Annotated in this window: 24 protein-coding genes; 11 read left to right on the top strand and 13 right to left on the bottom strand. The window is 32.7% G+C overall.

Going from position 1 to position 21,944, the window contains the following annotated elements; all coding sequences use genetic code 11:
- The first annotated feature begins 10 nt into the window (after nt 1-10).
- From CHB81_RS08610 to CHB81_RS08640, 7 genes are all read left to right on the top strand, one after another.
- A complete protein-coding gene (locus CHB81_RS08610; protein WP_089351492.1) occupies nt 11-1,060 on the top strand; it encodes a sensor histidine kinase in 1,050 nt (349 codons plus the stop codon).
- The gene (locus CHB81_RS08615) at nt 1,057-1,788 is read left to right on the top strand and encodes a LytTR family DNA-binding domain-containing protein (RefSeq protein ID WP_089351493.1); all 732 of its coding nucleotides are present in this window, start codon (nt 1,057-1,059) and stop codon (nt 1,786-1,788) included. The genes CHB81_RS08610 and CHB81_RS08615 overlap by 4 nt, the downstream gene beginning before the upstream one ends.
- A gap of 17 nt (nt 1,789-1,805) precedes the next feature.
- Nucleotides 1,806-2,099: a DUF3861 domain-containing protein gene (locus CHB81_RS08620; protein ID WP_089351494.1), complete on the top strand. Its 294-nt coding sequence runs from the start codon at nt 1,806-1,808 to the stop codon at nt 2,097-2,099.
- Nucleotides 2,100-2,365: 266 nt separating this feature from the next.
- Nucleotides 2,366-3,097, top strand: coding sequence for a YggS family pyridoxal phosphate-dependent enzyme (locus CHB81_RS08625; RefSeq protein WP_089351495.1), 732 nt, complete (start codon nt 2,366-2,368; stop codon nt 3,095-3,097).
- Nucleotides 3,098-3,127: 30 nt separating this feature from the next.
- Complete coding sequence (locus tag CHB81_RS08630; protein WP_089351496.1) at nt 3,128-3,862, top strand: AAA family ATPase; 735 nt, start codon at nt 3,128-3,130, stop codon at nt 3,860-3,862.
- A gap of 181 nt (nt 3,863-4,043) precedes the next feature.
- Complete coding sequence (ribB, locus tag CHB81_RS08635; RefSeq protein ID WP_089351497.1) at nt 4,044-4,706, top strand: 3,4-dihydroxy-2-butanone-4-phosphate synthase; 663 nt, start codon at nt 4,044-4,046, stop codon at nt 4,704-4,706.
- Between the two features lie 4 nt (nt 4,707-4,710).
- Nucleotides 4,711-5,283: a Crp/Fnr family transcriptional regulator gene (locus CHB81_RS08640; RefSeq protein ID WP_176427507.1), complete on the top strand. Its 573-nt coding sequence runs from the start codon at nt 4,711-4,713 to the stop codon at nt 5,281-5,283.
- 59 nt (nt 5,284-5,342) lie between these two features.
- Here the strand turns inward: CHB81_RS08640 and CHB81_RS08645 are convergent, their stop codons facing one another.
- From CHB81_RS08645 to tnpA, 5 genes are all read right to left on the bottom strand, one after another.
- Nucleotides 5,343-5,957 carry a thioredoxin family protein gene (locus CHB81_RS08645; protein ID WP_089351498.1) on the bottom strand — a complete coding sequence of 205 codons (615 nt, stop codon included), beginning with the start codon at nt 5,955-5,957 and terminating at the stop codon, nt 5,343-5,345.
- 3 nt (nt 5,958-5,960) lie between these two features.
- On the bottom strand, nt 5,961-6,440 hold the full coding sequence (locus CHB81_RS08650) for a TlpA family protein disulfide reductase (protein ID WP_089351663.1): 480 nt from the start codon (nt 6,438-6,440) through the stop codon (nt 5,961-5,963).
- A gap of 130 nt (nt 6,441-6,570) precedes the next feature.
- Complete coding sequence (locus CHB81_RS08655; protein WP_089351499.1) at nt 6,571-6,891, bottom strand: peptidyl-tRNA hydrolase; 321 nt, start codon at nt 6,889-6,891, stop codon at nt 6,571-6,573.
- Nucleotides 6,892-6,923: 32 nt separating this feature from the next.
- On the bottom strand, nt 6,924-7,316 hold the full coding sequence (locus tag CHB81_RS08660) for a hypothetical protein (RefSeq protein ID WP_089351500.1): 393 nt from the start codon (nt 7,314-7,316) through the stop codon (nt 6,924-6,926).
- Between the two features lie 473 nt (nt 7,317-7,789).
- Complete coding sequence (gene tnpA / locus CHB81_RS08665) at nt 7,790-8,248, bottom strand: IS200/IS605 family transposase (RefSeq protein ID WP_089351501.1); 459 nt, start codon at nt 8,246-8,248, stop codon at nt 7,790-7,792.
- A gap of 291 nt (nt 8,249-8,539) precedes the next feature.
- Here tnpA and CHB81_RS08670 point away from each other — a divergent pair, with 291 nt between their 5' ends.
- Entirely contained in the window at nt 8,540-8,968 is a 429-nt protein-coding gene (locus tag CHB81_RS08670; RefSeq protein WP_089351502.1) for a DUF6326 family protein, read from the top strand.
- A gap of 3 nt (nt 8,969-8,971) precedes the next feature.
- Here CHB81_RS08670 and CHB81_RS08675 read toward each other — a convergent pair whose 3' ends face one another.
- A complete protein-coding gene (locus tag CHB81_RS08675) occupies nt 8,972-9,358 on the bottom strand; it encodes a helix-turn-helix transcriptional regulator (protein WP_089351503.1) in 387 nt (128 codons plus the stop codon).
- A 1,132-nt stretch (nt 9,359-10,490) separates the two neighbouring features.
- Between CHB81_RS08675 and CHB81_RS08685 the strand changes: the two genes are divergently transcribed.
- The 3 genes from CHB81_RS08685 (at nt 10,491) to CHB81_RS08695 (ending at nt 11,707) form a co-directional block, all read left to right on the top strand.
- Nucleotides 10,491-10,838 (top strand): hypothetical protein, encoded by a 348-nt coding sequence (locus tag CHB81_RS08685; protein WP_089351505.1) that lies wholly within the window; start codon nt 10,491-10,493, stop codon nt 10,836-10,838.
- Between the two features lie 161 nt (nt 10,839-10,999).
- Nucleotides 11,000-11,398 (top strand): hypothetical protein, encoded by a 399-nt coding sequence (locus CHB81_RS08690; protein ID WP_089351506.1) that lies wholly within the window; start codon nt 11,000-11,002, stop codon nt 11,396-11,398.
- Nucleotides 11,399-11,431: 33 nt separating this feature from the next.
- On the top strand, nt 11,432-11,707 hold the full coding sequence (locus CHB81_RS08695; protein ID WP_089351507.1) for a hypothetical protein: 276 nt from the start codon (nt 11,432-11,434) through the stop codon (nt 11,705-11,707).
- A 240-nt stretch (nt 11,708-11,947) separates the two neighbouring features.
- Here the strand turns inward: CHB81_RS08695 and CHB81_RS08700 are convergent, their stop codons facing one another.
- The 7 genes from CHB81_RS08700 to CHB81_RS08730 all read right to left on the bottom strand — a co-directional run bounded on the left by CHB81_RS08700 (nt 11,948) and on the right by CHB81_RS08730 (nt 21,885).
- Nucleotides 11,948-12,322, bottom strand: coding sequence for an STAS/SEC14 domain-containing protein (locus CHB81_RS08700; RefSeq protein WP_089351508.1), 375 nt, complete (start codon nt 12,320-12,322; stop codon nt 11,948-11,950).
- Nucleotides 12,323-12,518: 196 nt separating this feature from the next.
- Entirely contained in the window at nt 12,519-13,301 is a 783-nt protein-coding gene (locus tag CHB81_RS08705; protein WP_089351509.1) for a DUF2490 domain-containing protein, read from the bottom strand.
- Nucleotides 13,302-13,464: 163 nt separating this feature from the next.
- On the bottom strand, nt 13,465-14,115 hold the full coding sequence (locus CHB81_RS08710) for an outer membrane beta-barrel protein (protein WP_089351510.1): 651 nt from the start codon (nt 14,113-14,115) through the stop codon (nt 13,465-13,467).
- A 390-nt stretch (nt 14,116-14,505) separates the two neighbouring features.
- The gene (locus CHB81_RS08715) at nt 14,506-15,531 is read right to left on the bottom strand and encodes an NAD(P)-dependent alcohol dehydrogenase (RefSeq protein ID WP_176427508.1); all 1,026 of its coding nucleotides are present in this window, start codon (nt 15,529-15,531) and stop codon (nt 14,506-14,508) included.
- Nucleotides 15,532-15,821: 290 nt separating this feature from the next.
- A complete protein-coding gene (locus tag CHB81_RS08720) occupies nt 15,822-17,594 on the bottom strand; it encodes a RagB/SusD family nutrient uptake outer membrane protein (RefSeq protein WP_089351512.1) in 1,773 nt (590 codons plus the stop codon).
- Nucleotides 17,595-17,597: 3 nt separating this feature from the next.
- Complete coding sequence (locus CHB81_RS08725; RefSeq protein ID WP_089351513.1) at nt 17,598-20,888, bottom strand: SusC/RagA family TonB-linked outer membrane protein; 3,291 nt, start codon at nt 20,886-20,888, stop codon at nt 17,598-17,600.
- A 73-nt stretch (nt 20,889-20,961) separates the two neighbouring features.
- The gene (locus tag CHB81_RS08730; protein ID WP_089351514.1) at nt 20,962-21,885 is read right to left on the bottom strand and encodes a FecR family protein; all 924 of its coding nucleotides are present in this window, start codon (nt 21,883-21,885) and stop codon (nt 20,962-20,964) included.
- Between the last annotated feature and the right edge of the window lie 59 nt (nt 21,886-21,944).

Here is a 21,944-nt window from a genome sequence, read left to right on the forward strand (position 1 = left end):
ATAAAATATAATGAAACCCAATTTTTTTAAACCTTATATGTCAACCGGATTACATATCCTTGCCTGGATATTGTTAGGATATATCCAGCTGTTTTATATACCACTTACGTGGAATATAGTGCTCCCAACGATATTTTGGCTTTGGCAGACTATTGTCTTGTTTTTTATGATTTTCATTTTTTATTATAATGCCAAAGTGGTAGTCCCAAAAACAATTATAAAAGACAAAATTGGTCCATTTTTATTTTGGGTATTATGCTTCATTTGTGCCATGCAGCTCATTTCTTATTTATATAATGCAAATACAGATCTGCATAACAAACTCGCAGCTCTTATAGGGTTCAAAAAGTACAGAAATAACTATTTTGACAATTATGTCTTTAGCTTAACTTTATTGGTATTAGGAATTAGTACCAGTTATGCCATGCTCCAACATTGGCAGAAAGCCGCACAACACAAACAAAAGCTCGAACAGGATAAAACAATGGCTGAACTGGCAATGCTGAAAGCACAGATTAATCCGCATTTTTTCTTTAATTCCCTTAATAGTATTTATTCCCTAACATACACCAATATAGAAGATTCCCGTAATGCACTTCATACTTTAAGCCGTATGATGCGATATTTACTTTATAGTACAGAAGGTGAACGAACTACATTATTAAAAGAAGGAGAATTCATGAAAGATTATATAGCTTTAATGAAACTTCGTGCCAATAGCAAGCTAACTATAACAACAGATATTCCTGAAAAAATTCACGATTATCCAATTGTTCCAATGTTGTTACTACCTTTAGTTGAAAATGCTTTTAAACATGGCGTAAATGCAACTGATAAAAGCGAAATACATATTTCGCTAAAGCAAAATGGAGCCGATCTTGAATTTGAAGTAGAAAATACTTTCTTCGAAAAAACATCTACACCTGATCAAGGCGGAATTGGACTAACAAATACAAAACGCAGATTGCATTTGATTTATCCAAACAAGCATTTTATGACAGCAGGTATTGATCAAAATGGAAAATACAAAGTAAATCTGCAAATAACTTTAGAACAATGATGGTATTAAAATGTATAGCAGTAGACGATGAACCACTTGCCTTGAGACTTGTGGAAACCTTTATAGAACAAACTCCATTTTTGCAATTGGCCTGCAGCTGTGATAATGCCGTTGAAGCCATGAGCATGATACGAGAACAACAACCAGACATTGTATTTCTGGACATAAACATGCCTAATTTAACCGGAATGGAACTTGCAAGACTTTTGCAGGAACAGCCCGGACCATTGCCTAAAATCATTTTCACTACAGCCTACAATCATTATGCGATTGAAGGATACAGAGTAAATGCTATCGATTATTTATTGAAACCTTTTAGTTATGAAGAGTTTTTAAGAGCCGCCAATAAGGTTTTGCAATTGTCTGAAGAAGCATCAAATCACTTTCACTCGATAACTGCAGATGATGAATTTATTTTTCTAAAAGTAGAATATCAATGGGTTCGAATTTCTTTGAAAGATATTTTATATATCGAAAGCCTAAAGGATTATGTAAAAGTCCATCTCGAAGATTCTCAGAAATCACTGATGTCTTTGATTTCGCTTAAAGCCTTGGAAGAAAAATTACCTTCTTCAAAATTTATGCGTATCAATCGCTCTTTTATCGTTTCATTAGATAAAATAAGTTCCATCAGCAAAAACTCTGTCTTCATTAATAAAACTGAAATCACAGTTGGTGAACAATACAAAGAAACATTTAAAACCATTGTAGACAAATGGTTGAAATAATTATAATATAATACCACATGGAAAAAAGATCTAATAAATATTCTCTTACCCTAAGTTTAAAAGAATATGCAAACGGTGAAACTGAACCTGCAAAAGAACTTGGAATTGAATTTGACAATCATGACGAAATATTTGGCATAATCGAAAAAATAAAAGACAAAAACTTATTTGAAAATCCGCACGAAGCAACGCAATTTGCACTTGGACTGAAATTGTTTAGCGAAATAAAACTGAAACATCGCAATAATCCACTTTTTGATGAATTAAACGAAGTGTTTCCAATATTTATGAAGAAACTGAAAAGCATGTAAAAATAGACAAAGACTGTCTTAAATGGCGGTCTTTTTTTGTTTGAAATGATAAAGAGTAATCACAATATCCTCAGGATTGACAAAAAAAATACTTCTTTTAATTAATTCAAATACATTACCACAATCCGAATCCTATAATTGAAACCGTAGGCTATCCAAGGTTATAAGGTTAATTTAAAAGACACAATTTCACACACAACCTGGACCATCAATAATCCTTAAAACTGGATCTTTCCCGCCTCCAGCTTTACTTCTACTTTTGCACCATGAAAGAAGAGATAATTTTTAATTTGAAACAAGTCTATCAGCGTATTGAAGATGCCTGTAAACTTTCTGGCAGAAATGTCTCAGATGTCAAATTATTGTTGGCAACTAAAACCGTTCCTGCCCAAAACATTCAAATTGCAATTGAAGCCGGAGAAATACTTATTGGTGAGAATAAAATGCAGGAACTGCGTGATAAAGATTCGGTTTTGAAAGATCTAAATATTGAACGTCATTTTATTGGACATCTGCAAACCAACAAAGTAAAAGATGTTTTAAAATATGTAACCTGTATTCAATCTCTGGACAGAATTAGTTTAGCCGAAGAATTAAACAAACAGCTACAAAAAGCAGAAAGAACCATTGATGTTTTTATTCAGGTAAACACTTCGTTTGAAGAGAGTAAATTTGGCTTACCTCCAACGGAAGTTATTCCCTTTATAAAAAAGATTAAAGAATACAAAACTTTAAAAATTAAAGGCTTGATGAGTATTGGATTACTGGATGTCGAGAAAGAAAAAATGCGTCCCTCCTTGCATTTACTCCGAAAGATAAGAGACGAAATTTATACTGCAGAAATTGAAGGCATAACCAATTTACAACTTTCAATGGGAATGTCTCAGGATTTAGAATTGGCTATTGCCGAAGGTTCAAACCTGGTAAGAGTTGGAACTTCTATATTTGGAAATCGCTTTTTAGGAAAAGAAATCTGGAACGAAAATATTGCAGAATAAAGTCTAATTTTGCATCAAATAAATGCTCAAATGAATCTGTACGAACTTATTATAAATGATACTGAAAAAGTAGCGCTGGATGATTTACATTTCAGCCAGGAGAATAAAACTGCACTGCTTCAAACAATTAAAGAACATACTTATATTGAAGAATTAAAAAAGTACAATCTTAAAGTTGATAATAAAATACTGCTTCACGGTCATTCCGGCTGCGGTAAAACGACAACTGCAAAGGCCATTGCAGCTACTTTAAACAAAAAAATAATCATTATAAATCTTAGTACTTTAATCAATTCGAAAATTGGTGAAACTTCTAAAAATCTAAAGGCAATATTCGACAGAGTCATCTCAGAAAAAGCTGTTTTATTTCTGGACGAATTTGATCAGATTGGAAAAAGCAGGGATAATAATGATAAAGATGTAGCAGAAATGAAACGTTTGGTAAATACGCTAATCCAATTAATAGATTATTTCCCAACAGACAGTTTACTTATTTGTGCTACCAATTATTACAACAGCATTGATACGGCTTTGCTTCGAAGATTTCAGATTAAATTAAAGTTTGAAATGCCGGATGAAAAAGAACTTGACCATTATTATGATCAGTTATTAGCTAATTTTCCAGTTCATTTTCAGGATATTCCAAAGAAATACAATGTTTCATACGCCGAAGTAAAAGACTATATCAACACAACTATGAAAAAACAAATCATAGCCGAATTGGAACTTCAGGAAAAACAAAAATTAAGCGAAACAATATTATAATTTAAAAAAAGAGAGTTCATAATTAGTCTAATCTTATAAAGATAACTCTATGCCTAAACTCTATGATTTAATAGAATCAAAAGCTTCATTTTATTGACCTATATCAAACTTTTACATTTTAAACTACTTTAGATTTGTCTCTTTATAATTTTATAAATTAATCTAAAATTTTACGAATTAAATGATAAGTACACTATTAAATCCAATATCTCAATTTGGAATTACAAGTAAGGAACGTGTAGAAAAAGCTTTAAAACATCTTCAGAATGGAAAAGGAATTTTACTTACAGATGATGAAAAGAGAGAAAATGAAGCAGATTTAATTTTTTCTGCACAACATATAACTGTAAGAGATATGGCGCTGATGATAAGAGAATGTAGCGGAATTGTTTGCCTTTGTATGACTAACGCAAAAGCAGATCAATTAGATCTTCCCTATATGGTAAAAGAAAATACCAGTAGCTTTCAAACTCCATTTACGATTACTATCGAAGCAAAAAATGGCGTAACAACTGGCGTTTCAGCTGCTGATAGAATTACAACGATTCAAGCCGCTTGCAATGACAATACTCAACCTTCAGACTTGGCAAGACCCGGGCATATTTTTCCGTTACGAGCCAAAAACAAAGGTGTTCTCGAAAGAAACGGACATACTGAGGGCAGTGTCGATTTGATGAAACTAGCCGGACTAAAACCTCAGGCCGTATTGTGCGAATTGATGAACGAAGATGGCAGCATGGCTAAAACCAAAAAGATTATAAGTTTTGCAGAAGAACACGATTTAATTCTATTATCAATAGAAGATATTATCTATTACCGTAAATTTATCCGAGACTACATTTAATCACATGATATACGATCAACTTACCCTTTACATAAATAAAAGTATCACTGTTACTGACCATGATTTAAAAACCATTCTCAGTTATTTCAAACCGTTAAAGCAAAATAAAAATGATTTATTGCTTTCACAAGGCGAAATCAGCCAGCGAACTTATTTTGTAGGCAAAGGTTGTTTGAGATTTTTTTTTATAAATGAAGAAGGAAAAGATGTTACCCGCTACATTACTTTCGAAAATCAGTTTGCTACGGCATTGGTAAGTTTTATAACCAAATTACCTTCAATGGAATCTATTCAGGTGATCGAAAAATCAGAGCTGTTATATATTAATCATGATGATTTTAATCACCTAATGAAAATTATTCCGCAATGGAGAGAATTTTATTGCCTTTATTTAGAAAAAGCATATGTAAATAATACCAACAGACTGATGTCTTTTACTACTATGGATGCTCTGGAAAGATATACTCAATTACTAAAAGTTAATCCTAAAATTGTAAAGCGACTTCCAAATAAAGTAGTTGCTTCTTATATTAATATTTCTCAGGAAACTTTAAGTCGGTTAAAATCTAAGGTTTAAAAAAATGCCTCAAATATTAAATATTGAGGCATTTTTTATATCATTTTGTTCTGGAAAAATTAAGCTTTTGCTTTTCTTTTTACGGTACAGCCAATTTCTTTAGTTTGCGTAATTGCTGGTTTTTGATTGCTTTTTAATGATGCAATTACATCTTCGGCATATTTTGTTTTTTCTGTTTTAGTTCCTTCCGGATCGTTATCAATTGCTCCCACATATTCTACAACATTTCCTTTATCAGTTTTAGAAACAATAAAAAGATGTGGTGTATGTTTAGCTCCGTATTCGTCTGTTACTTTTTGTCCTGCGTCAAATAAATAAGGGAACGGATACTTTTTGTCTTTCGCTAATTCCTGCATTTTATCAAAAGAATCTGCTTTTGAAGCTTCAGGATCATTTGGGTTAACAGCAATTACAGGATATCCTTGTGATTTGAACTTTTTGTCCAAATCAATTATTCTTTGCTCATACGCCACTGCATACGGACATGTATTACAAGTAAAAACAACAATAAAACCTTTGGCTTTTGGAAAACTTGCAAAAGAAACTTCTTTGCCATCTACATTTTTTAGTTTAAAATCCGGTGCAGTATCTCCGGCTTTAAGCGTAGTTGTTTGCGCCTGAGAAAGCAACATATTAAATAAAAACACGGTTACTGCGGTAATAAAATTTTTCATAATTTATAGTTTTTTATATTCAGTTAGTAATTGTTCATAGCTAAATTCAGATTCAACAAATTTTCTTTTATCACCTTTAATAAACAGTGTAGCAGGAATACTTCCGGACCACGACTTATCAACTCGGTCAATATATTCTTGTGGATTGCTTTCGTTCAATAGGAAAACTTCGCTTTTCATGTTTTTCCTTTTGACAAAAGGAATTACAGCCGAGCTGAGTTTTGATTTAAAATCAACACTGACTAATACTACAGCCAATTTTTCACTTTTAAATTCTGTATTCAACTTTTCAAAATGTGGTAATTCCTTAATGCATGGTGCGCACCAGGTTGCCCAAAAATTAACGACATAAGTACTGTCTTTTCCGTTTTTAATTCTCTCATTTAACTGATCGATATTAATCAACTTAACGTTTTGACCAAAGGAAGTTATCGAAAAAGCAAAAAACAAAAAGGTATATATTTTAAAAGCGTGGATTTTCATATTTGGGAATGCTTTAGTTGGTGCCTTACAAATATAAACTAATGGAAAATTATTTTTTGTTAATGAAAGTTTAATGGTAAGAAAATTAGCCACAAAGACGCCAAGTCGCAAATTACATCACATCTCTGACTTACAAATTATCCTGTGGAGTCCACATTTTAAAGAATTTGAACATTTTAGGATATTCTTCCCTCGGAACAAATGCCAAACAAACTTCCTGATTATCCAGAGCAGATTCTGTTAATACTATATTGTTGTCTGTTTCTTTTTGTGCATTATTAAATTCAGTTTCAGATACCACACAAACTACTTTTTTAAATATTCCATTTATCCATGTTTGCATATTATAATTATGTTCAAACTTTCTAAAACAAGCCAAAGAAGCATGTGCCGCTATTACGGGAACGAGTTTATCAGGAACACCCTGTTTCACTAAAATGTACATTTTCATACTAAAAATTCTTATTTTAAATTTCACAAGTACTAATTCCCTGCTTTTATATTGTTGACAAACACAAGTGTCTCCATATTACTCATATTGGTCAGGGATAAGATGCCATTTTTATTCTCATTTATTCCATTTATTTTAAAACAAAATTCGTTACCGTCTTTATCCATTAAGGTTAAATATTCAATAGTATCATCTGAATTATTTTGGCAAGAATGTGAAATGCTATAGTGATACATTACTTTGAAAGCATTGTTGTAATAATTGTAAGCTTTTCCATCTTGAGTAAATACCCATTTTGCATTATGATCAGAATTATTATACCAATTTCCAACAATTTTTTTTGATGAAGGATCTTCACTTTGGTTATTTCCAGAAATTGCAGGGATTTGCAATAACAAGAGTAAAATCAAAAATAGCTTTTTCATATCTTTTATTATTTAATTATGTATCTAATTATCAGGTCTATTATTGAACCAGTTTTTCTTTTACAAAAATAATACTTAATTTATTAAATTTAATGTTTCTATCGCAACATCTCATCGGTAAAAAAATCCCAATTTCGCAATTTCGTCTCGCAGAACAATGTCATTAAGTCAGGATATTTTAGATTGTGTTCCATCGGAACATTTCACCAGTAAAAAAATCCCAATTTCCAATTTCGTCCCGCAGAACAATGTCATTAAATTAGGATATTTTAGATTGTGTTCCATCGGAACACCTCATCGGTAGAAAAAAAAGCATCGTGAGAAACATCGTCCCATTGGGACGTTTGAGAGATTATATATGTAATCTGTATCTGTTTTTACCAATTATTATTTATAAAATCAAACATTCCTACTGAACGTAAAAAAACGCCGTGTTTATTGGACTACCAATGAAATATTCAGATGGAACAAAATCATATAATCGGTTCTTTAAAAATATATTGTTCATCATATTCTATTTCAAATGCTTTTAGTAGTTTTAGATATTCTGCTATAAATGTTTCTTTATTATGATGTTGTTCCTGATTTTGTATGTAGCGAATTACATTGGACACATGACTTCTTGAATATGAAAAAGCACCATATTCCTGCCAAGCAAAAGCTGAACACAATTTTTCTTCTTTAATCCATTTGCTTGTTTCTGTTTTTAAATTTTGAATAAGCGAAGAAATAGATTGTGTTGGACGCATTCCTATAAATATGTGAATATGATCTGGCATGCTGTTTATACAAAGCATTTTATGCTGATTTGACTGAATTATACCTGTTATATATTGATGTAATCTGTCTTTCCATTCTACGCCAATTAATGCTTTACGATATTTTACTGCGAAAACAAATTGTATATGCAACTGTGTGTATGTATTTGCCATTACCTATGAGATGTTCCGATGAAACATTAAAACCATTATTTTTTTATTCTACTACCAACGAGATGTTCCGATGGAACGTTGTTCGTTGATCTTCAAAAATATAAAATCTCAAAAATAATGTCTTCTCAAAAAGATTTTGGTATATCAGATTAAGGCAAATTACATTTTAACATAGCTTTCTATAATTACCTGATTCTAAAAAATAGTCAATATCAACTTAACTAAAAATTTAAAAATCAACAACATGTAACAAAAACTCAGATATTTCGTCATATTTAAAAACTGCAACTTATGGATACAAAACACAATACCAACAGTTTAAAAGATTTTGAAGTGAATATCAAAATCAAACTTGCCTTTCTTTGGACATCGGTAACCTTGTGTTATTTATATGGGGATTATTTTGAATTGTATGTGCCTCAAAAAACTGCAGGACTTGTAAACGGAGCTAATTTACTTGATAATCCTGTCAAACTATTTATGGCAGCATTTTTACTAGCCATTCCGGCTGTGATGGTGTTTTTTTCTATTCTCTTAGAACCAAAAATCAATAGATTTCTAAATATATTGTTTGGCGTATTCTTTACTTTAATTATGGTATTAATTGCTTTTACTTCGTTAACGCCCTGGAGAAGTTTTTATGTTTTTCTGGCTTTACTTGAAAGTGTAATTACAACTCTAATTGTTTTGTATGCCTGGAAATGGCCAAAAGGAGCTTAATCTCTAAATCTCTCCAAATTTCTCTTTATAACGCTCTAGTTCAGCTTCTGTTTTGTGGAGTAGTTTCTCTAAGAGTTTTATTTTGTCTTCGTACAGAACTTTTAGAGTTGTCGTGTTTTCGGTATTAATCAGGATACTTCCGTTATTGTTTCCTATAACTTTATTAAAATTGCCAAAGTATCGCTGACCGTCAAAACTTAGAATATCTTCGACACTAACGTCTAAAATGCGGGCAATTTCAACCAATTTAACATAAGATAAAATAGTTTTGCCTTTCTCAATTTTGCTATAGCCGGCTTGGGTAACTCCAAGTTGTTCTGCCATATATTCTTGTGTATAATTTTTTAGCTCTCTAATACTTTTTATTTTATTTTTTATTGAAGTGGACATATGTTTTCTTTTGGGGATGTGGAATAGCTGAGCCAACTCAATACCAGATTTTAGTATTACAGCCAGACCGTCTTGAAATGCATTCTAAAACTATTTCATCTGTAGGGAAATGAAATAGAATATTTTGTTATTTTTTTCTAGTAGTAATCACAAATCCGTATACTACTGCAATAACGATACATACTAAATCGAAACTGGAAATTATGGGTAATAACATTTAATGAATTTTAGTAGATTAGGCCGTTTTCTGTATCATTCGATCAAACTGAAGGTTTAAATATTGATCAATTTGTTTGCCTATTAAATTCCGGTCTTGGTTTTTGATTTTGATTGTAATTTCTTTTTCATAAATATCCCGAACCAAAACGGAATATTCAAATTCTGTGCGATCATTAAATCTCAGAATAATAAGAAAAGTGTAACATAACAAGGTTGGAATGATATAATAAATGTCGATTATATCCGAAAAAATCATGCAATAATAAGCTACACCGGTGACGAGAATAAACATAGTGTTGACAAGAAAATAGGTTTTCTTTTTTCTCAATATGCCAAGTTCGGCTATTTCATCAAAAGAATATTGCCATTGATTTTTGCCATAACGAAAATGGACTTGATTTGGGGTAAGGGTAATAAACATAATAATAGTAGGTAAAAAAACAATTTAGGACTTTGTTTAAGGAATATTTGCAGTATTTTTGTGCAAAAAACTCTCTTCCGCAATATTACGCAATAACTTCTTTTTTTTCTTACAGCCCGTCTCATAGAATATAACTAAAAGTTATAATTAAATCCAAAATATTACTTATTACCTATAATTACCTTCTTCTAATAAAACAACTCTTACTTTTTGGCATTTTCTGCTTTTATTCAAAAATTAGTTTTCCTACAGCTATACTTTCTAAACTATTTAGTTACTTTTTCTCTCCGATATAACAAAATAAAATTTTAGTTAAAGGTGTTGTTACAAAATCTCCAATAATAATTACATCACAAACAACTGATAATTATAGAAATAGAAACACTTATTCTGTAATATTTTGCGTAAATTACTGGAGTAAATTCGTAAATATACAAGCCAGTAAAAATAAGTTCGAAAAATACCTGTAAAACTTACTTAAATAAAAATATCATGAAAAATCAAAACAACCATAATTATCGCGATTATAGTGATTTAGATACCCTTATCGAAAATGAAAGAAATTATTCTGATACCATTTTTAATGAAGATCAAGGAGAATTTGTAGTTGACGTTAATCATGAAACAAATGATTTTAACAGGAACGAAAATACTCCAAATGAAGATGCAATCATTAATGGAGAAGAACAAATTACGAATGATGAAGATTCTGAAAATCTAAATGATCCTTTAGAAAAAGATGGTGATCTTGATGACGATGATTCAGAGGATGACCATGACGACGATCTTGATGATGTGTCGCACGATCCTTTTCCTAGTCTTGATCCTGGGAATTTCTAATATAAATCTATGACAGTTTTTTTTTAAACCTGTCGGCTTTACAGAATATAATTTTATAATAAAAAATCAAAACTATATAATTTTTCTTCTTAGGATTACAGTAATTTTAAGCTGTCAGTTTTTAAACAAACCAAACTGATTTTAGAAAAATGTAGTAAACGATGGATATCACAAATCAAATCATCTGGATGTTTGTTCTCGCTCTTCCAATTGCCTGTATGAGTTGGACGGTTACGCATGAAGAGATTTTTAAAGAGCCTCGCGAATGGTGTATAAAACATTCCAAAAACGAAAAAACTCTTTTAGGCAGAAAGGCATTTTATCTCTTTACTTGCGAGTACTGTTTTAGCCATTATGTCACAATTGCTTTTTTGGCTCTTTGTAATTATAAACTTTTCTTAAATGATTGGAGAGGTTACATTGTGGCAGGGTTTTCGCTTGTTTTTTTAGCAAATATATATATGAGCCTTTTTGCGTTATTAAGACAAGCCATTAAAAAAGAAAAAGTAGAAATCGAAAAAATTGAAAGCGAAACTGATACCGAAAAGTTCTCTACATAATAAAAAAGTATAACACACAAATTCAAAAAAATCATGGAAAATTTAAATTTCATAGACCCCCTACTTCACGGAATTACTCCTGAAAAAACCAATATGCCAAATCCATCCGCAAAACAATTGCTTTTTGCAGGAGTTGGTTCTCTTATAGCCGGTGCTCTTCTAAAAAAAGCGGGCCAAAATACAACAGCAGCAATTGTAGGAAGCCTTGCATTGCCATTAATAGCTTCTGCTTGCTATAAACAATATTCTAAAATCTCGAAAGAAAAAAGAGAAATCAACGATAGCAGTGGTATTGAATATAACCATTAGAAAATTTGTTTCAGGTTTATCTTGTTTCAGGTTTATCTTGTTTCAAGTTTCAAGTTGAGAACGCAAAAAAACAGCCACGAATTCATGAATTTTTCTACATAGTAGTAGACTATCATTCATGAATGAATTCGTGGCTGTTTTTTATCTATCAGAACTTAAGTTTGGTTCAATCTAGAACTTGAAACAAAGAAAACCTAGAATTTGAAACAAACTTTTTAAATCTGAAACAAAATAAGCTCCTTATGCTATATTTATATTTCCTTCAACCCAGTTTAGTGCTTTATTGAATGCTTCTTTTTTAAAGCCATGAAATTCTCCCGGAACTACAAAATTAAATCCGTTGGTAAAGGAGATTATTTCTTCGGAATCTGAAATTATTGCGGCGCGATTCCATTTCCCCAGATGTTTGAGACCTAGCAATGCGTCTTGCAACCAAGCACCCGAAGTGAAGTTTTCTACATCATTATCTAAAACTAGTAAAAAATTAATTTCGTTAGTTTGTTTTACCAAATGCTCTACTGCTGGAATTACCACGTTTAAAAAATCTTCTGTGGTAACTTCTGCTAATGCTCTAAAGGCTACAATATTATCTGTTGTGTCAATTTGATGTATCATAATATTTCTATTTTGAATGTGATTAATGCCGGGTAATATGATTTTTATTTTTACCGAGGTTCCTATCAAAAATACTTATAGAATAGTGTTTAGGTATTATATCATCTCACTGTATTTTTATAAAATAACAATGTTCTTTACATGACACTAAGTTACTGATAATCTGACTAATTAAGACTCTTCTATAGTAAGTTTTTTATAAGCCTCCGTTTCCTTCGTCTACGGCTTTTTTGGTTCGCTCGAATGATTTGATGAGATCCGGAAGAAAATTATTGAAAATTACTTTTACCTGTACTGCATTAACAAATTTATCGACATCTTGTCTTGGCATGATTTCGTTGTTATACGAAACTTCAACCAGTAAATCTTTAACAAACTCATAACCAAGTCCCAATGTTAATCGGTTTCTGTCAAAATTTTCGGGACCACTTACCTGACTGTCGGTTTTAAAAAAAACTTCCTCTGCTGCAAAAGAATACAGCACTCCTTTGTGAATCCTAACATCATTGATAGGACATACTGATTTGACCTGAAAGCGAAGTCGTTCTGCTGCTTCAAAATAACCGTCGTCGTTATGAAGGTGCCGATCTTCAAACCGAAATCTTAAATTTACTTTTATTCTATGATCTTTTACTAAGCTGTAACTTAACTGCAATGCCGAACGCCATTCCGGTGCTTCGGTCTGATTAAGTTCGGGTACATTTTTATTAGAATAGTAGGCATAAAATACGGAAATTTTCCATCGATCGCCGGGATAATAATGTGCCCATCCTCTAAAATATGCTTGTGTAAGATCACTAAAAAGGTTTTTATCATCAGGCGTACTGCTCGATGTAAAACCGGCATCTAATTCAACTACCCAGTTCTGGCTTAAAGGTTTGGTAAAAGCATACTCGTTCCAAAACTGATTTAGATTCTCTGTTTGTGAATTTACAATTATCGGATGTACCAGTAAAAGAAAATAAATAATATATCTCATTCTTTATTTCGTGTCTGCAACAAGACGGAATTTACTTTTGTTAATATAATTTTATAAAGCAATACTGGCAGCTAAGAAAGCGAAAACACAAGGGAATGCGTTTTCGCTTTATCTAAATTATTCTTTCAGCAACTATTAATTGAAGCTATTTAATGGTGCTTTTTTATTTGCTGAAATCGTAGCTTAAAGAAGCTCCAAGTCCAAACTGAAATGTTGATACATAATCATTAACTGCTACAGGTCCCCAGTAGTAATCCCAATAATAATCATATCCAACAGCCACCGACATAGATTGCAAATAAGCATGTAGGTTTATTGATAATGGCGAACTGGTTTTGATTTTTACACCTCCTTTAATTTCCCAGGCAAAATAAGTTCCGTTACCACTTTGCGGTGTTTCAAGAATTGAAATACCCGCACCTGCCCCTAAAAATGGTTGCAGATTTTGTGTGCTTGAACCAAAATAATAGGTATAATCTAGTAATACATAATTAATAGCACCCTTATCTTTTCCAGCATTAAGCTGAGTTCCAGAGGGAACACCCCCAATAGGTGTGACAACGTTTGTGTATAATGGCATTTTTGTATCAAGTCTATTATATTTTAATTCAATAGAACTATTCTCCATAAAAAAATACTCCAAACCTGCACCATACTCAAAACCATCTTCTACACGTGCGTAGGAATCATCAAAATCTACTCTGTCCGAAAAAGTATAACCTCCATACAGATTTAATAGAAATGATTTTGAACTTTGAGCTGACATTGCCAGCGAGAAGAAAAAAACAACGAATAATAAATGACTCTTTTTCATAATTTGATTTTTTAATGGGTTCCAACTTTACTATAGCAGTTAAACGATTTTATATTATAAATTTTTCCTTCCAATATTTCTCGGATCGCCACTATAGCCTTGATTTTACATTTTCCCAAAATTATCCAAAATGAAAATAAAAATATTTCATAGCCTGTCTCTTAATGGTTGCAAATTCTAATTTGAAACCATTATCTGGAGGTTTTTAATATACAAGGCTCTGAGATATCAAGGTTCTTCTGCTTACTTTTTTCTTTTAAGTTTCCTACAGACACACACCATTAGAGCTCAATCATTAAGGATAGCAGGATGATTGAAAAATGGAATAAAAAAAGCGGATAATTTTTTTTATCCGCTTTTACATTACTTTAATTTATAGGACTAATCTTTTTACGGAATTAATACTGCTCTTCCTTTTATTTGCCCGTGTCTTAATTTATCATAAACTTCAAGGGCCTGATCTAAACTATATTTTTCAATTTCTATATGGATTTTTTTCTGTATCGCAAGTCCAATTACTTCCATTAATTCGGTTCTTGAACCCCAATACGGATTGGTTATACTTACACCAACTGGTAACCCTCCCATACTATAGTTATATTTTCCACCGCCTAGTCCAACAATTGTCAAATCACCATCTAAACCAATAATTTTAGCTCCCAGATCTATTGTTGATGTAGCTCCCACAAAATCAAGTACTACTTTTGCCTTTTTAATTCCTGTAATTTTTTTAATTTGATCTGCAGCGTCTTTATCTGTAGAATTAACCACGAAACGAGCGCCTAATTTCTTCGCAAATTCAAGTCTCTCCGGAGTTATATCGCATGCAATAATAGTCGATCCGCACATTTCTGATAAGATTTGAAGCGCCACGTGTCCTAATCCGCCAACTCCTATTACAACAACATACTCGTCTGGCATTAATTTATGCAAAGAGCGCTTAATTGCTGAATATGGTGTTAATGCAGCGTCTGTTAAGGGTGCGGCAATGACAGGATCCAAATCATGAATTGGTACTAATAAACGGGAAGAAGGTACTAACATATAATCTGCCATACCACCATTCAGCCCTAGTCCGCCACCAAAAGCCATTTCTGAATGATGATCGCAATAGTTTTCACTAGAACTCTGGCAAGGCTTACAATGTCCGCAGCCCCATGGTCCGTAGACCAAAACAGCGTCGCCTTTTTTAAACCCTTTTACGTCTTCTCCAACTTCTTCTACCCATCCGGCATTTTCATGCCCTAGTGTAAAGGTTATTCCAGATACCAAACCTTCATCGATTACATGTAAATCGGAATGGCATACTCCGGCTCCTCCAATTTTTAATAATACTTCATCTCCTTTTGGTGATGGTTTCTCTAAATCATTGACAACCCTAACATCTTTGTTTCCAAAAAATCGTACTGCTTTCATAAGAATTTATTTATAAATTACTATAGTAAATTTACTTAAATAAAAAAAGAGTTGCATTATTCAAAAAGCCAATTGTGTTATTATTAACTTAAGGATTTGTTTGAAGTTCTGAGGTTTTATAAAGGTTCTGAGGCTTTAAGGTGCAAAGGGACAAAGGTTTTTCATGTAGAGGCGCACTGCTGTGCGTCTCTACACATTAGAATATGTCTAAATGTTAATTGCCTATAACAACAAAAGCCCGCTTCTTTCGAAACAGGCATTTGTAAAAAAATAAAACTAACACAAAACTTTTAATTATATCCTTGATTTTGTTTAATTACCTTTTGGTCGATAACGGTTTGCGGAATCGGGAATGCTCTTCTAAACGGTTGAGTCGCTGCTTTTGCAGTTCCTGGTAAATCGAATTTTCCAAAACGAATACTTTGTGGTCTTCTTTGTAATTCCCAATACAATTCAAAACCTAATTCTTTATACAACTGATTGGAGTCTAAAGTAGTAAGTACTTTTCCGGGAGCGTTTCCAAATAATGATTCTCTTTTTCTGCTTGTACGCAATTTATTAAGATCGATCATGGCTAAACCTGTGCTTCCTTTTCTAAAATAAGCTTCGGCTCTCATAGCATAGATTCCACCTAAACGGAATAACGGAATATCGACATTACTGTTACCGTTTCCTCCTTCAGGATCGAATTCGTATTTAAAAACACGGGCTCCCTGATTGATTTCGTTTTGAGCAAAAACAGATTTAGTAGGATCTGCAAATGTCAATGATGGTGTGAAATTCATTCTGGTAGTGGTGCTTTTTTCCATAACTAATGGAGAAACTTTGATACGGTTACCTACCATTTCAAGAGATCCTGAAGGCAATAATATAGGTCCATATTGAAGTCCCGCCTGAATACCTCTGTTAAAGTGAAACCAAGGCGAACCCGGGCTACTTTTTGGCACAACATCTGTTGCAGGAACACTTACATCTGTACCATCATTCATAAACCATGTACCATCAGCATATTGGTAATGTTGTTCGAATCTTGGATCGTCGTGATTACCATCCCATGATGCGTAGAATTCCGGAGTTGTACAAGCGGCATTTGTTCCCCTGTTTGCCGCAGATGTTCTCTGGTTGCGCTCCATAGATACATAAGCAAAACTGTTTGAACCATTACGGATGTAATCTATTTTTTGAGAAATTGCAAAAATAAGCTCTGTACCATTCTCATTTGTTCTTGCAAAGTTTTTGAAAAAATCACTTTCTAAACTATATTTTCCTGAATCGATCAATAATGATGTATAATAAATAACACGGTCCATATCTGTTCCTGTGCTTCCTGCAACTGCTGGTTCATTAAAATTAAAAGCAGATGTAGCATTGTAGCGATCTTTAAAAACCGCACGATTCAAATACATATTAGCTAAAAAAGCATAAGCAGCTTGTTTGGTAAATCTTCCGTGGTGCGTTCTTTGAGTACCAGAATCAGCCAAATCAGGAATTAGTGCTTCAACATCTTTTATTAACTGATCAATTTGCGTATCAGCTTTTAAAATTTGCAACGGTGCTGTTACACTCATTGGATCTCTATATGGCGCTTGCCCGAATAGATCTAATGTTGTGTAGGTATAATAAGCCAAAAGAGCTTTTGATTCTGCCAGGAATAATGTCTTTTCAGGAAAAGTTCCTGCTTGCACCGACCTAATTGCACTCAAAGAACGTGTAATTCCGTTGTTCAATAAATCCCAGTTAGAAACTATAATAGCATTTGTTGAACTCCATGTAAATTCATGCATATCTCTCCATTTTCCACCATCACCCCAGTCACTTCCACGAGTTGGTAAAATAGCTTCATCAGTAGTATATTCCTGCATGGCAAAAACGGCTCCGTGATCTGTAAAAGTTCCGTCTCCAAGTCTGTCATATGCTGCTGCAAGTGAACCAGCCGGATCTGAAACAGAATTTCCTGATTTTTCATCCAAAACAACTTCATTTAAATCAGTACAACTGTTTAAGAGAAAAATAAAAGAGAATATTGTTAAAATTTTTATGCTAAAAAATGTCTTTGTCTTCATGATTTATAATTTTAAAGTTGCTCCAAAACTGAACGTTCTCGAAGTTGGATAAGCCGCGTAATCAATACCAATAGATTGGTTTCCTGCGCTTGGTTTCGGGCTGTTAATTAATGGGTCAAAACCTGAGTAATGCGTTATTGTAACTAAATTATTTCCTGTTACATAAAGCGTTAATCCGTTTAACCAGTTCAATCCTTTTAAGTCGAAATTATAACCAATACGCGCCGTATTTAATCGGATAAAATCAGATTTTTCTAAGAAAAGAGTCGACAAAATTGGTGAGTTTGTTGGATTTGCACCAGACTCATAATAATTTGTAGAAACGTTTCTGTCAGAAGCCAGATTGTTGATATTTAAAGCATTTAATCCTGTATTATTTAACAAATAACCTCCGGTTTGACCAATAATTGAGAATGAAAAACTGAAGTTTTTATATCTCATATCACTATTAAGTCCGTAGTAAAAAGTTGGTAAAGCGCCTTCGATAATAACCCTGTCGCTGTTATCAATTTTACCGTCACCGTTTTGATCTTTAAAGATGTTACCGCCTTTACTATCAAAACCTATGTGTTGTAACAAGTAAAATGAACCTGCAGCATAACCACTTTTATAAATATTTGCATTTACACCAGATTGTCCTGGACCTGAAATAGTTCCTGTTAAGATTTCTGAAATTGGTAAATCTTCAATTTTATTGTTTAATGTTGCTCCGTTTACGTCAACATTCCAGCTAAAATCTTTAGTGCTAATGATTTTTGAACCTAACATAAACTCAAAACCTTTGTTCACAATTTTACCCTGATTGCTAAGATTCGTCCAAACCATTGTAGTTGGACTTAATAATGGCGAAGTAACGTTTAAGATAGCGTCTGTAGTGGTTTTCTTGAAATAATCAAGGCTACCGTACAATTTATCCTTCCATAAACTAAAATCTAAACCCAAATTCGATTGTGTTACAACCTCCCATTTTAATTCAGGATTTGCTGTTCTCACTACAGAAACTCCGTTTACAAGATTTAAATCATCATACAAATAATATCCGTCAGCACCAGATAAAGAATAACTTGCTTTCGTAATTTTATTCTCCACTTCCTGATTTCCTGTTTGTCCCCAGCTTGCTCTTAACTTTAAATTGTTGATAGCCGATACATTTTCTAAGAAACTTTCTTTAGAAATATTCCATCCTAAAGCAAATGAAGGAAAGTAACCATATTTGTTATTATCTCCAAAACGAGTCGAACCATCCGCTCTCATCGAAGCCGTTAAAAGATATTTTTCGTTGAAAGTATAATTCAACCTTCCAAAGTAAGACTGTAATTCGTTTTCCTGAGCATATCCGGAAAGTACAGGAAGAATACCTTTGAATCCAGGATTGATTTCAGGTTTTACACCAACACCTTTTTCAGTAATACCTTCAATACTAAAACTTGTACCTGATCTTTCGAATTTTTGATAAGAGAAACCACCCAAAACTTCGACCTTATGTTTTCCAAATGTTCCGTTGTAAGTTAAATAATGTTCGATTAATGAGTTCTTTGAATCAAGATTATTCTGAACATATTTACCAATTTTACTTATATCCGTAATGTTTGGATAAATTGTAGTATTTCTTTCAGAAGTTGAACGGTCTACCCCAACGTTTAGTTTATATTCTAATCCGTTAACGATTCTAAAAGAAGCTTCTAGATTTCCTAAAACACGCAACGTATTCGTTTGATCCTCATAAATACTTAATAAATAAGCAGGATTATAATGCGCATTCATATTAAAATTCGTGTAGTTTCCGTTTGCATCAAAAACTGATCTTGTTGGGTTTGCCATCAAAGTATGTATCACCAATTGTCCGTTAGAACCACCGTCATCACTTGTAGGAACTCCGTCATCTACAGTCTGACTCGCTGTAAGATTCACTTTTAATTTTAAACGTTTATTGTCCAAAAATGATTCAGCAGCATTAATTCTACCCGAAAGACGTTTGAAATTACTGTTACGAATAATTCCTTGCTGATCCATTTGTGCAACAGAAGCATAATAATTTCCTGATTCTGTTTGTTTTGCAAAAGACAAAGCGTTGTTGGTAGTGATTGCAGATCTAAAAATTACATCCTGCCAATCTGTGTTTCCACCATGATCAAATGCTTTATCTTTTATCGCATTTCTATATTCACTTGCATTTAAAACATCCAATTTATGAGCAACATTCGAAACTCCCATATAAGAATCAAAAGATAATGTTCCTTCGCCTTTAGATCCTTTTTTTGTAGTAACCAAAACAACTCCGTTTGATCCTCTTGCTCCATAAATAGCAGCTGCAGAAGCATCTTTAAGAACCGTAATCGATTCGATATCACTTGTATTCAAAAAATTTAATGGATTTTTTGCCGTAGAACTTCCAAAACCAACATTCGTTCCAGCCGGACTGATATCATCATTAGACAATGGCATACCATCGACTACGAACAAAGGCGTACTTCCACTTCTGATAGATCCAACTCCACGAATCGTAACATTTACTCCAGCTCCTGGTTCTCCACTTGTGCTTACAACACGAACTCCAGCTACTTTTCCTTGTAATAAATTGTCAGGCGAAATATTAACTCCTTGTCTAAAATTTGCCGCTTCAAGTTGTGTAACAGCTCCGGTAACATCTTTTTTAGCTTGTTTACCATAACCTACAACCAAAACTTCATTTAGTTCAGCAGCATTTGGCTCTAACTGAATCGTCATAAAACCACTTTGTACCACAACAGTCTTGGTATTATAACCCATATATGAAACTTGGATTGTTTTGCCCTCACCTACTGTGATTTCAAATTCTCCATCGAAATTAGTGGTAGTTGCATTTGACGAACTCGTTTCCATAACAGTCGCACCAGGAATTGGCACTTTATTTTCGTCAACAATTTTTCCCTTTACCTTAACTCTGTCAATTGCTTTACGCGAAATAGTTTTTGGTGCTTCTGTTTTTTGAATTAAAACTAATTTTCCATTAATGTTGTAATTGAAATTAGCTTTTTTAGAAAGATCGTTTAAAATTAAAGCTACAGAATCATCTGAAAAATCTACCGTATATACTGTATTATCAGCAATAATTGCTTGTCCATAACTAAACTTATAGTCTGTTTGTTTGCTTAGTTTTGAAAAAATAGAAACAAGTGTAGCTTTTTCTGTTTTATTTTTTACTTTTGAATTCTCTAGGAAATTAGTTTTACTGTAACCATTTTGAATGGCCAGTAACGCCAGGACTAAAAAGGCAATTCTCTTTAGATTTAAATAGGAAAGTTTAAAATACATGATTTAAGTTATTGGTTTTTTATCGATACTTAATTATTAATCGCAGTTGTTCTCAGCAACTGCTTTTTTGTTTTTAATTCACTTTTACTATTTCGTCATAAACTTTGAATTTTAGGTTTGTGATATAATTAATTTGTTCTAAAACATTCTCTAATGATGCGTCCTTCTTTATGAACACCGTTAATGGCGTTGCTAATACTTGTTCATTATTGTACTGAAATGAAACTCCGTATTTATATTGTAAAATCGTAATAACTTGTTTAAGAGTGGTTTGATCCAGCGTTACATCTGTATTGTACCAATTAACCAAAAATGATTTATCAGCCATTTGTTTGCTCAGTTTTTGAGATTCAAACAAAGCTTCTTCATTTGGTACCAAATCAACACTTTGCCCTTTTGAGGTAACATTTACTTTTCCGGTAACAACAATCACTTCACATTTTGATTTTGATAACTGAATGTGAAATGACGTTCCTACTACTCTGGTTTTGATTTCGCGGGAAGAAATAATAAAAGGATGTTTTTTGTCTTTGGCAATTTCAAAAAATGCATTTCCTTTTAATAGCGAAACCTTTCTTTCGTCTCCTTCAAATTTTTCAGGATATTGAAATGATGAATTTGCTGCCAGATAAATTTTCGAGCCATCACTTAATTCGATAGATTTGGGGGAATCTGAGGTTTTAAATGACAGTTGCTTTTCGATAGCAATATTTGGTCGGAAGAAAAATCCTAAACCAACAAGAAAAAGAATAGTGGCAGCTGCCATGTATTTTAAATAAGGACTAAAAGTTTTTTTCTTCCCTATTCTAAGTTGAATATTTTCGTAGATTTCCTGAGAAACTTCATCTGAATTTCCCATTGAAACCTCATTCCATTTTGAAAGCTGATATTGAGTAAAAGCAAAATCATTAAGTAGATTTTCTTCTGCTATTGAAGTTTTATTTCGCGAACTTTTATCTATAAGATATTCTAAACTATGTTTGATTCTTTTTATCATAATACTTATTATTACTAGTAAGTACCAGAATCATGAAATCGTACTATCCGGAAATATTA

This window comes from Flavobacterium sp. ov086, from assembly GCF_900187965.1.
GTDB lineage: Bacteria > Bacteroidota > Bacteroidia > Flavobacteriales > Flavobacteriaceae > Flavobacterium.

Coding starts and splice junctions, on each gene's coding strand:
- CHB81_RS08610 (WP_089351492.1), top strand. CDS start 11: ATGAAACCCAATTTTTTTAAACCTTATATGTCAACCGGATTACATATC.
- CHB81_RS08615 (WP_089351493.1), top strand. CDS start 1,057: ATGATGGTATTAAAATGTATAGCAGTAGACGATGAACCACTTGCCTTG.
- CHB81_RS08620 (WP_089351494.1), top strand. CDS start 1,806: ATGGAAAAAAGATCTAATAAATATTCTCTTACCCTAAGTTTAAAAGAA.
- CHB81_RS08625 (WP_089351495.1), top strand. CDS start 2,366: ATGAAAGAAGAGATAATTTTTAATTTGAAACAAGTCTATCAGCGTATT.
- CHB81_RS08630 (WP_089351496.1), top strand. CDS start 3,128: ATGAATCTGTACGAACTTATTATAAATGATACTGAAAAAGTAGCGCTG.
- ribB (WP_089351497.1), top strand. CDS start 4,044: ATGATAAGTACACTATTAAATCCAATATCTCAATTTGGAATTACAAGT.
- CHB81_RS08640 (WP_176427507.1), top strand. CDS start 4,711: ATGATATACGATCAACTTACCCTTTACATAAATAAAAGTATCACTGTT.
- CHB81_RS08645 (WP_089351498.1), bottom strand. CDS start 5,957: ATGAAAAATTTTATTACCGCAGTAACCGTGTTTTTATTTAATATGTTG.
- CHB81_RS08650 (WP_089351663.1), bottom strand. CDS start 6,440: ATGAAAATCCACGCTTTTAAAATATATACCTTTTTGTTTTTTGCTTTT.
- CHB81_RS08655 (WP_089351499.1), bottom strand. CDS start 6,891: ATGAAAATGTACATTTTAGTGAAACAGGGTGTTCCTGATAAACTCGTT.
- CHB81_RS08660 (WP_089351500.1), bottom strand. CDS start 7,316: ATGAAAAAGCTATTTTTGATTTTACTCTTGTTATTGCAAATCCCTGCA.
- tnpA (WP_089351501.1), bottom strand. CDS start 8,248: ATGGCAAATACATACACACAGTTGCATATACAATTTGTTTTCGCAGTA.
- CHB81_RS08670 (WP_089351502.1), top strand. CDS start 8,540: ATGGATACAAAACACAATACCAACAGTTTAAAAGATTTTGAAGTGAAT.
- CHB81_RS08675 (WP_089351503.1), bottom strand. CDS start 9,358: ATGTCCACTTCAATAAAAAATAAAATAAAAAGTATTAGAGAGCTAAAA.
- CHB81_RS08685 (WP_089351505.1), top strand. CDS start 10,491: ATGAAAAATCAAAACAACCATAATTATCGCGATTATAGTGATTTAGAT.
- CHB81_RS08690 (WP_089351506.1), top strand. CDS start 11,000: ATGGATATCACAAATCAAATCATCTGGATGTTTGTTCTCGCTCTTCCA.
- CHB81_RS08695 (WP_089351507.1), top strand. CDS start 11,432: ATGGAAAATTTAAATTTCATAGACCCCCTACTTCACGGAATTACTCCT.
- CHB81_RS08700 (WP_089351508.1), bottom strand. CDS start 12,322: ATGATACATCAAATTGACACAACAGATAATATTGTAGCCTTTAGAGCA.
- CHB81_RS08705 (WP_089351509.1), bottom strand. CDS start 13,301: ATGAGATATATTATTTATTTTCTTTTACTGGTACATCCGATAATTGTA.
- CHB81_RS08710 (WP_089351510.1), bottom strand. CDS start 14,115: ATGAAAAAGAGTCATTTATTATTCGTTGTTTTTTTCTTCTCGCTGGCA.
- CHB81_RS08715 (WP_176427508.1), bottom strand. CDS start 15,531: ATGAAAGCAGTACGATTTTTTGGAAACAAAGATGTTAGGGTTGTCAAT.
- CHB81_RS08720 (WP_089351512.1), bottom strand. CDS start 17,594: ATGAAGACAAAGACATTTTTTAGCATAAAAATTTTAACAATATTCTCT.
- CHB81_RS08725 (WP_089351513.1), bottom strand. CDS start 20,888: ATGTATTTTAAACTTTCCTATTTAAATCTAAAGAGAATTGCCTTTTTA.
- CHB81_RS08730 (WP_089351514.1), bottom strand. CDS start 21,885: ATGATAAAAAGAATCAAACATAGTTTAGAATATCTTATAGATAAAAGT.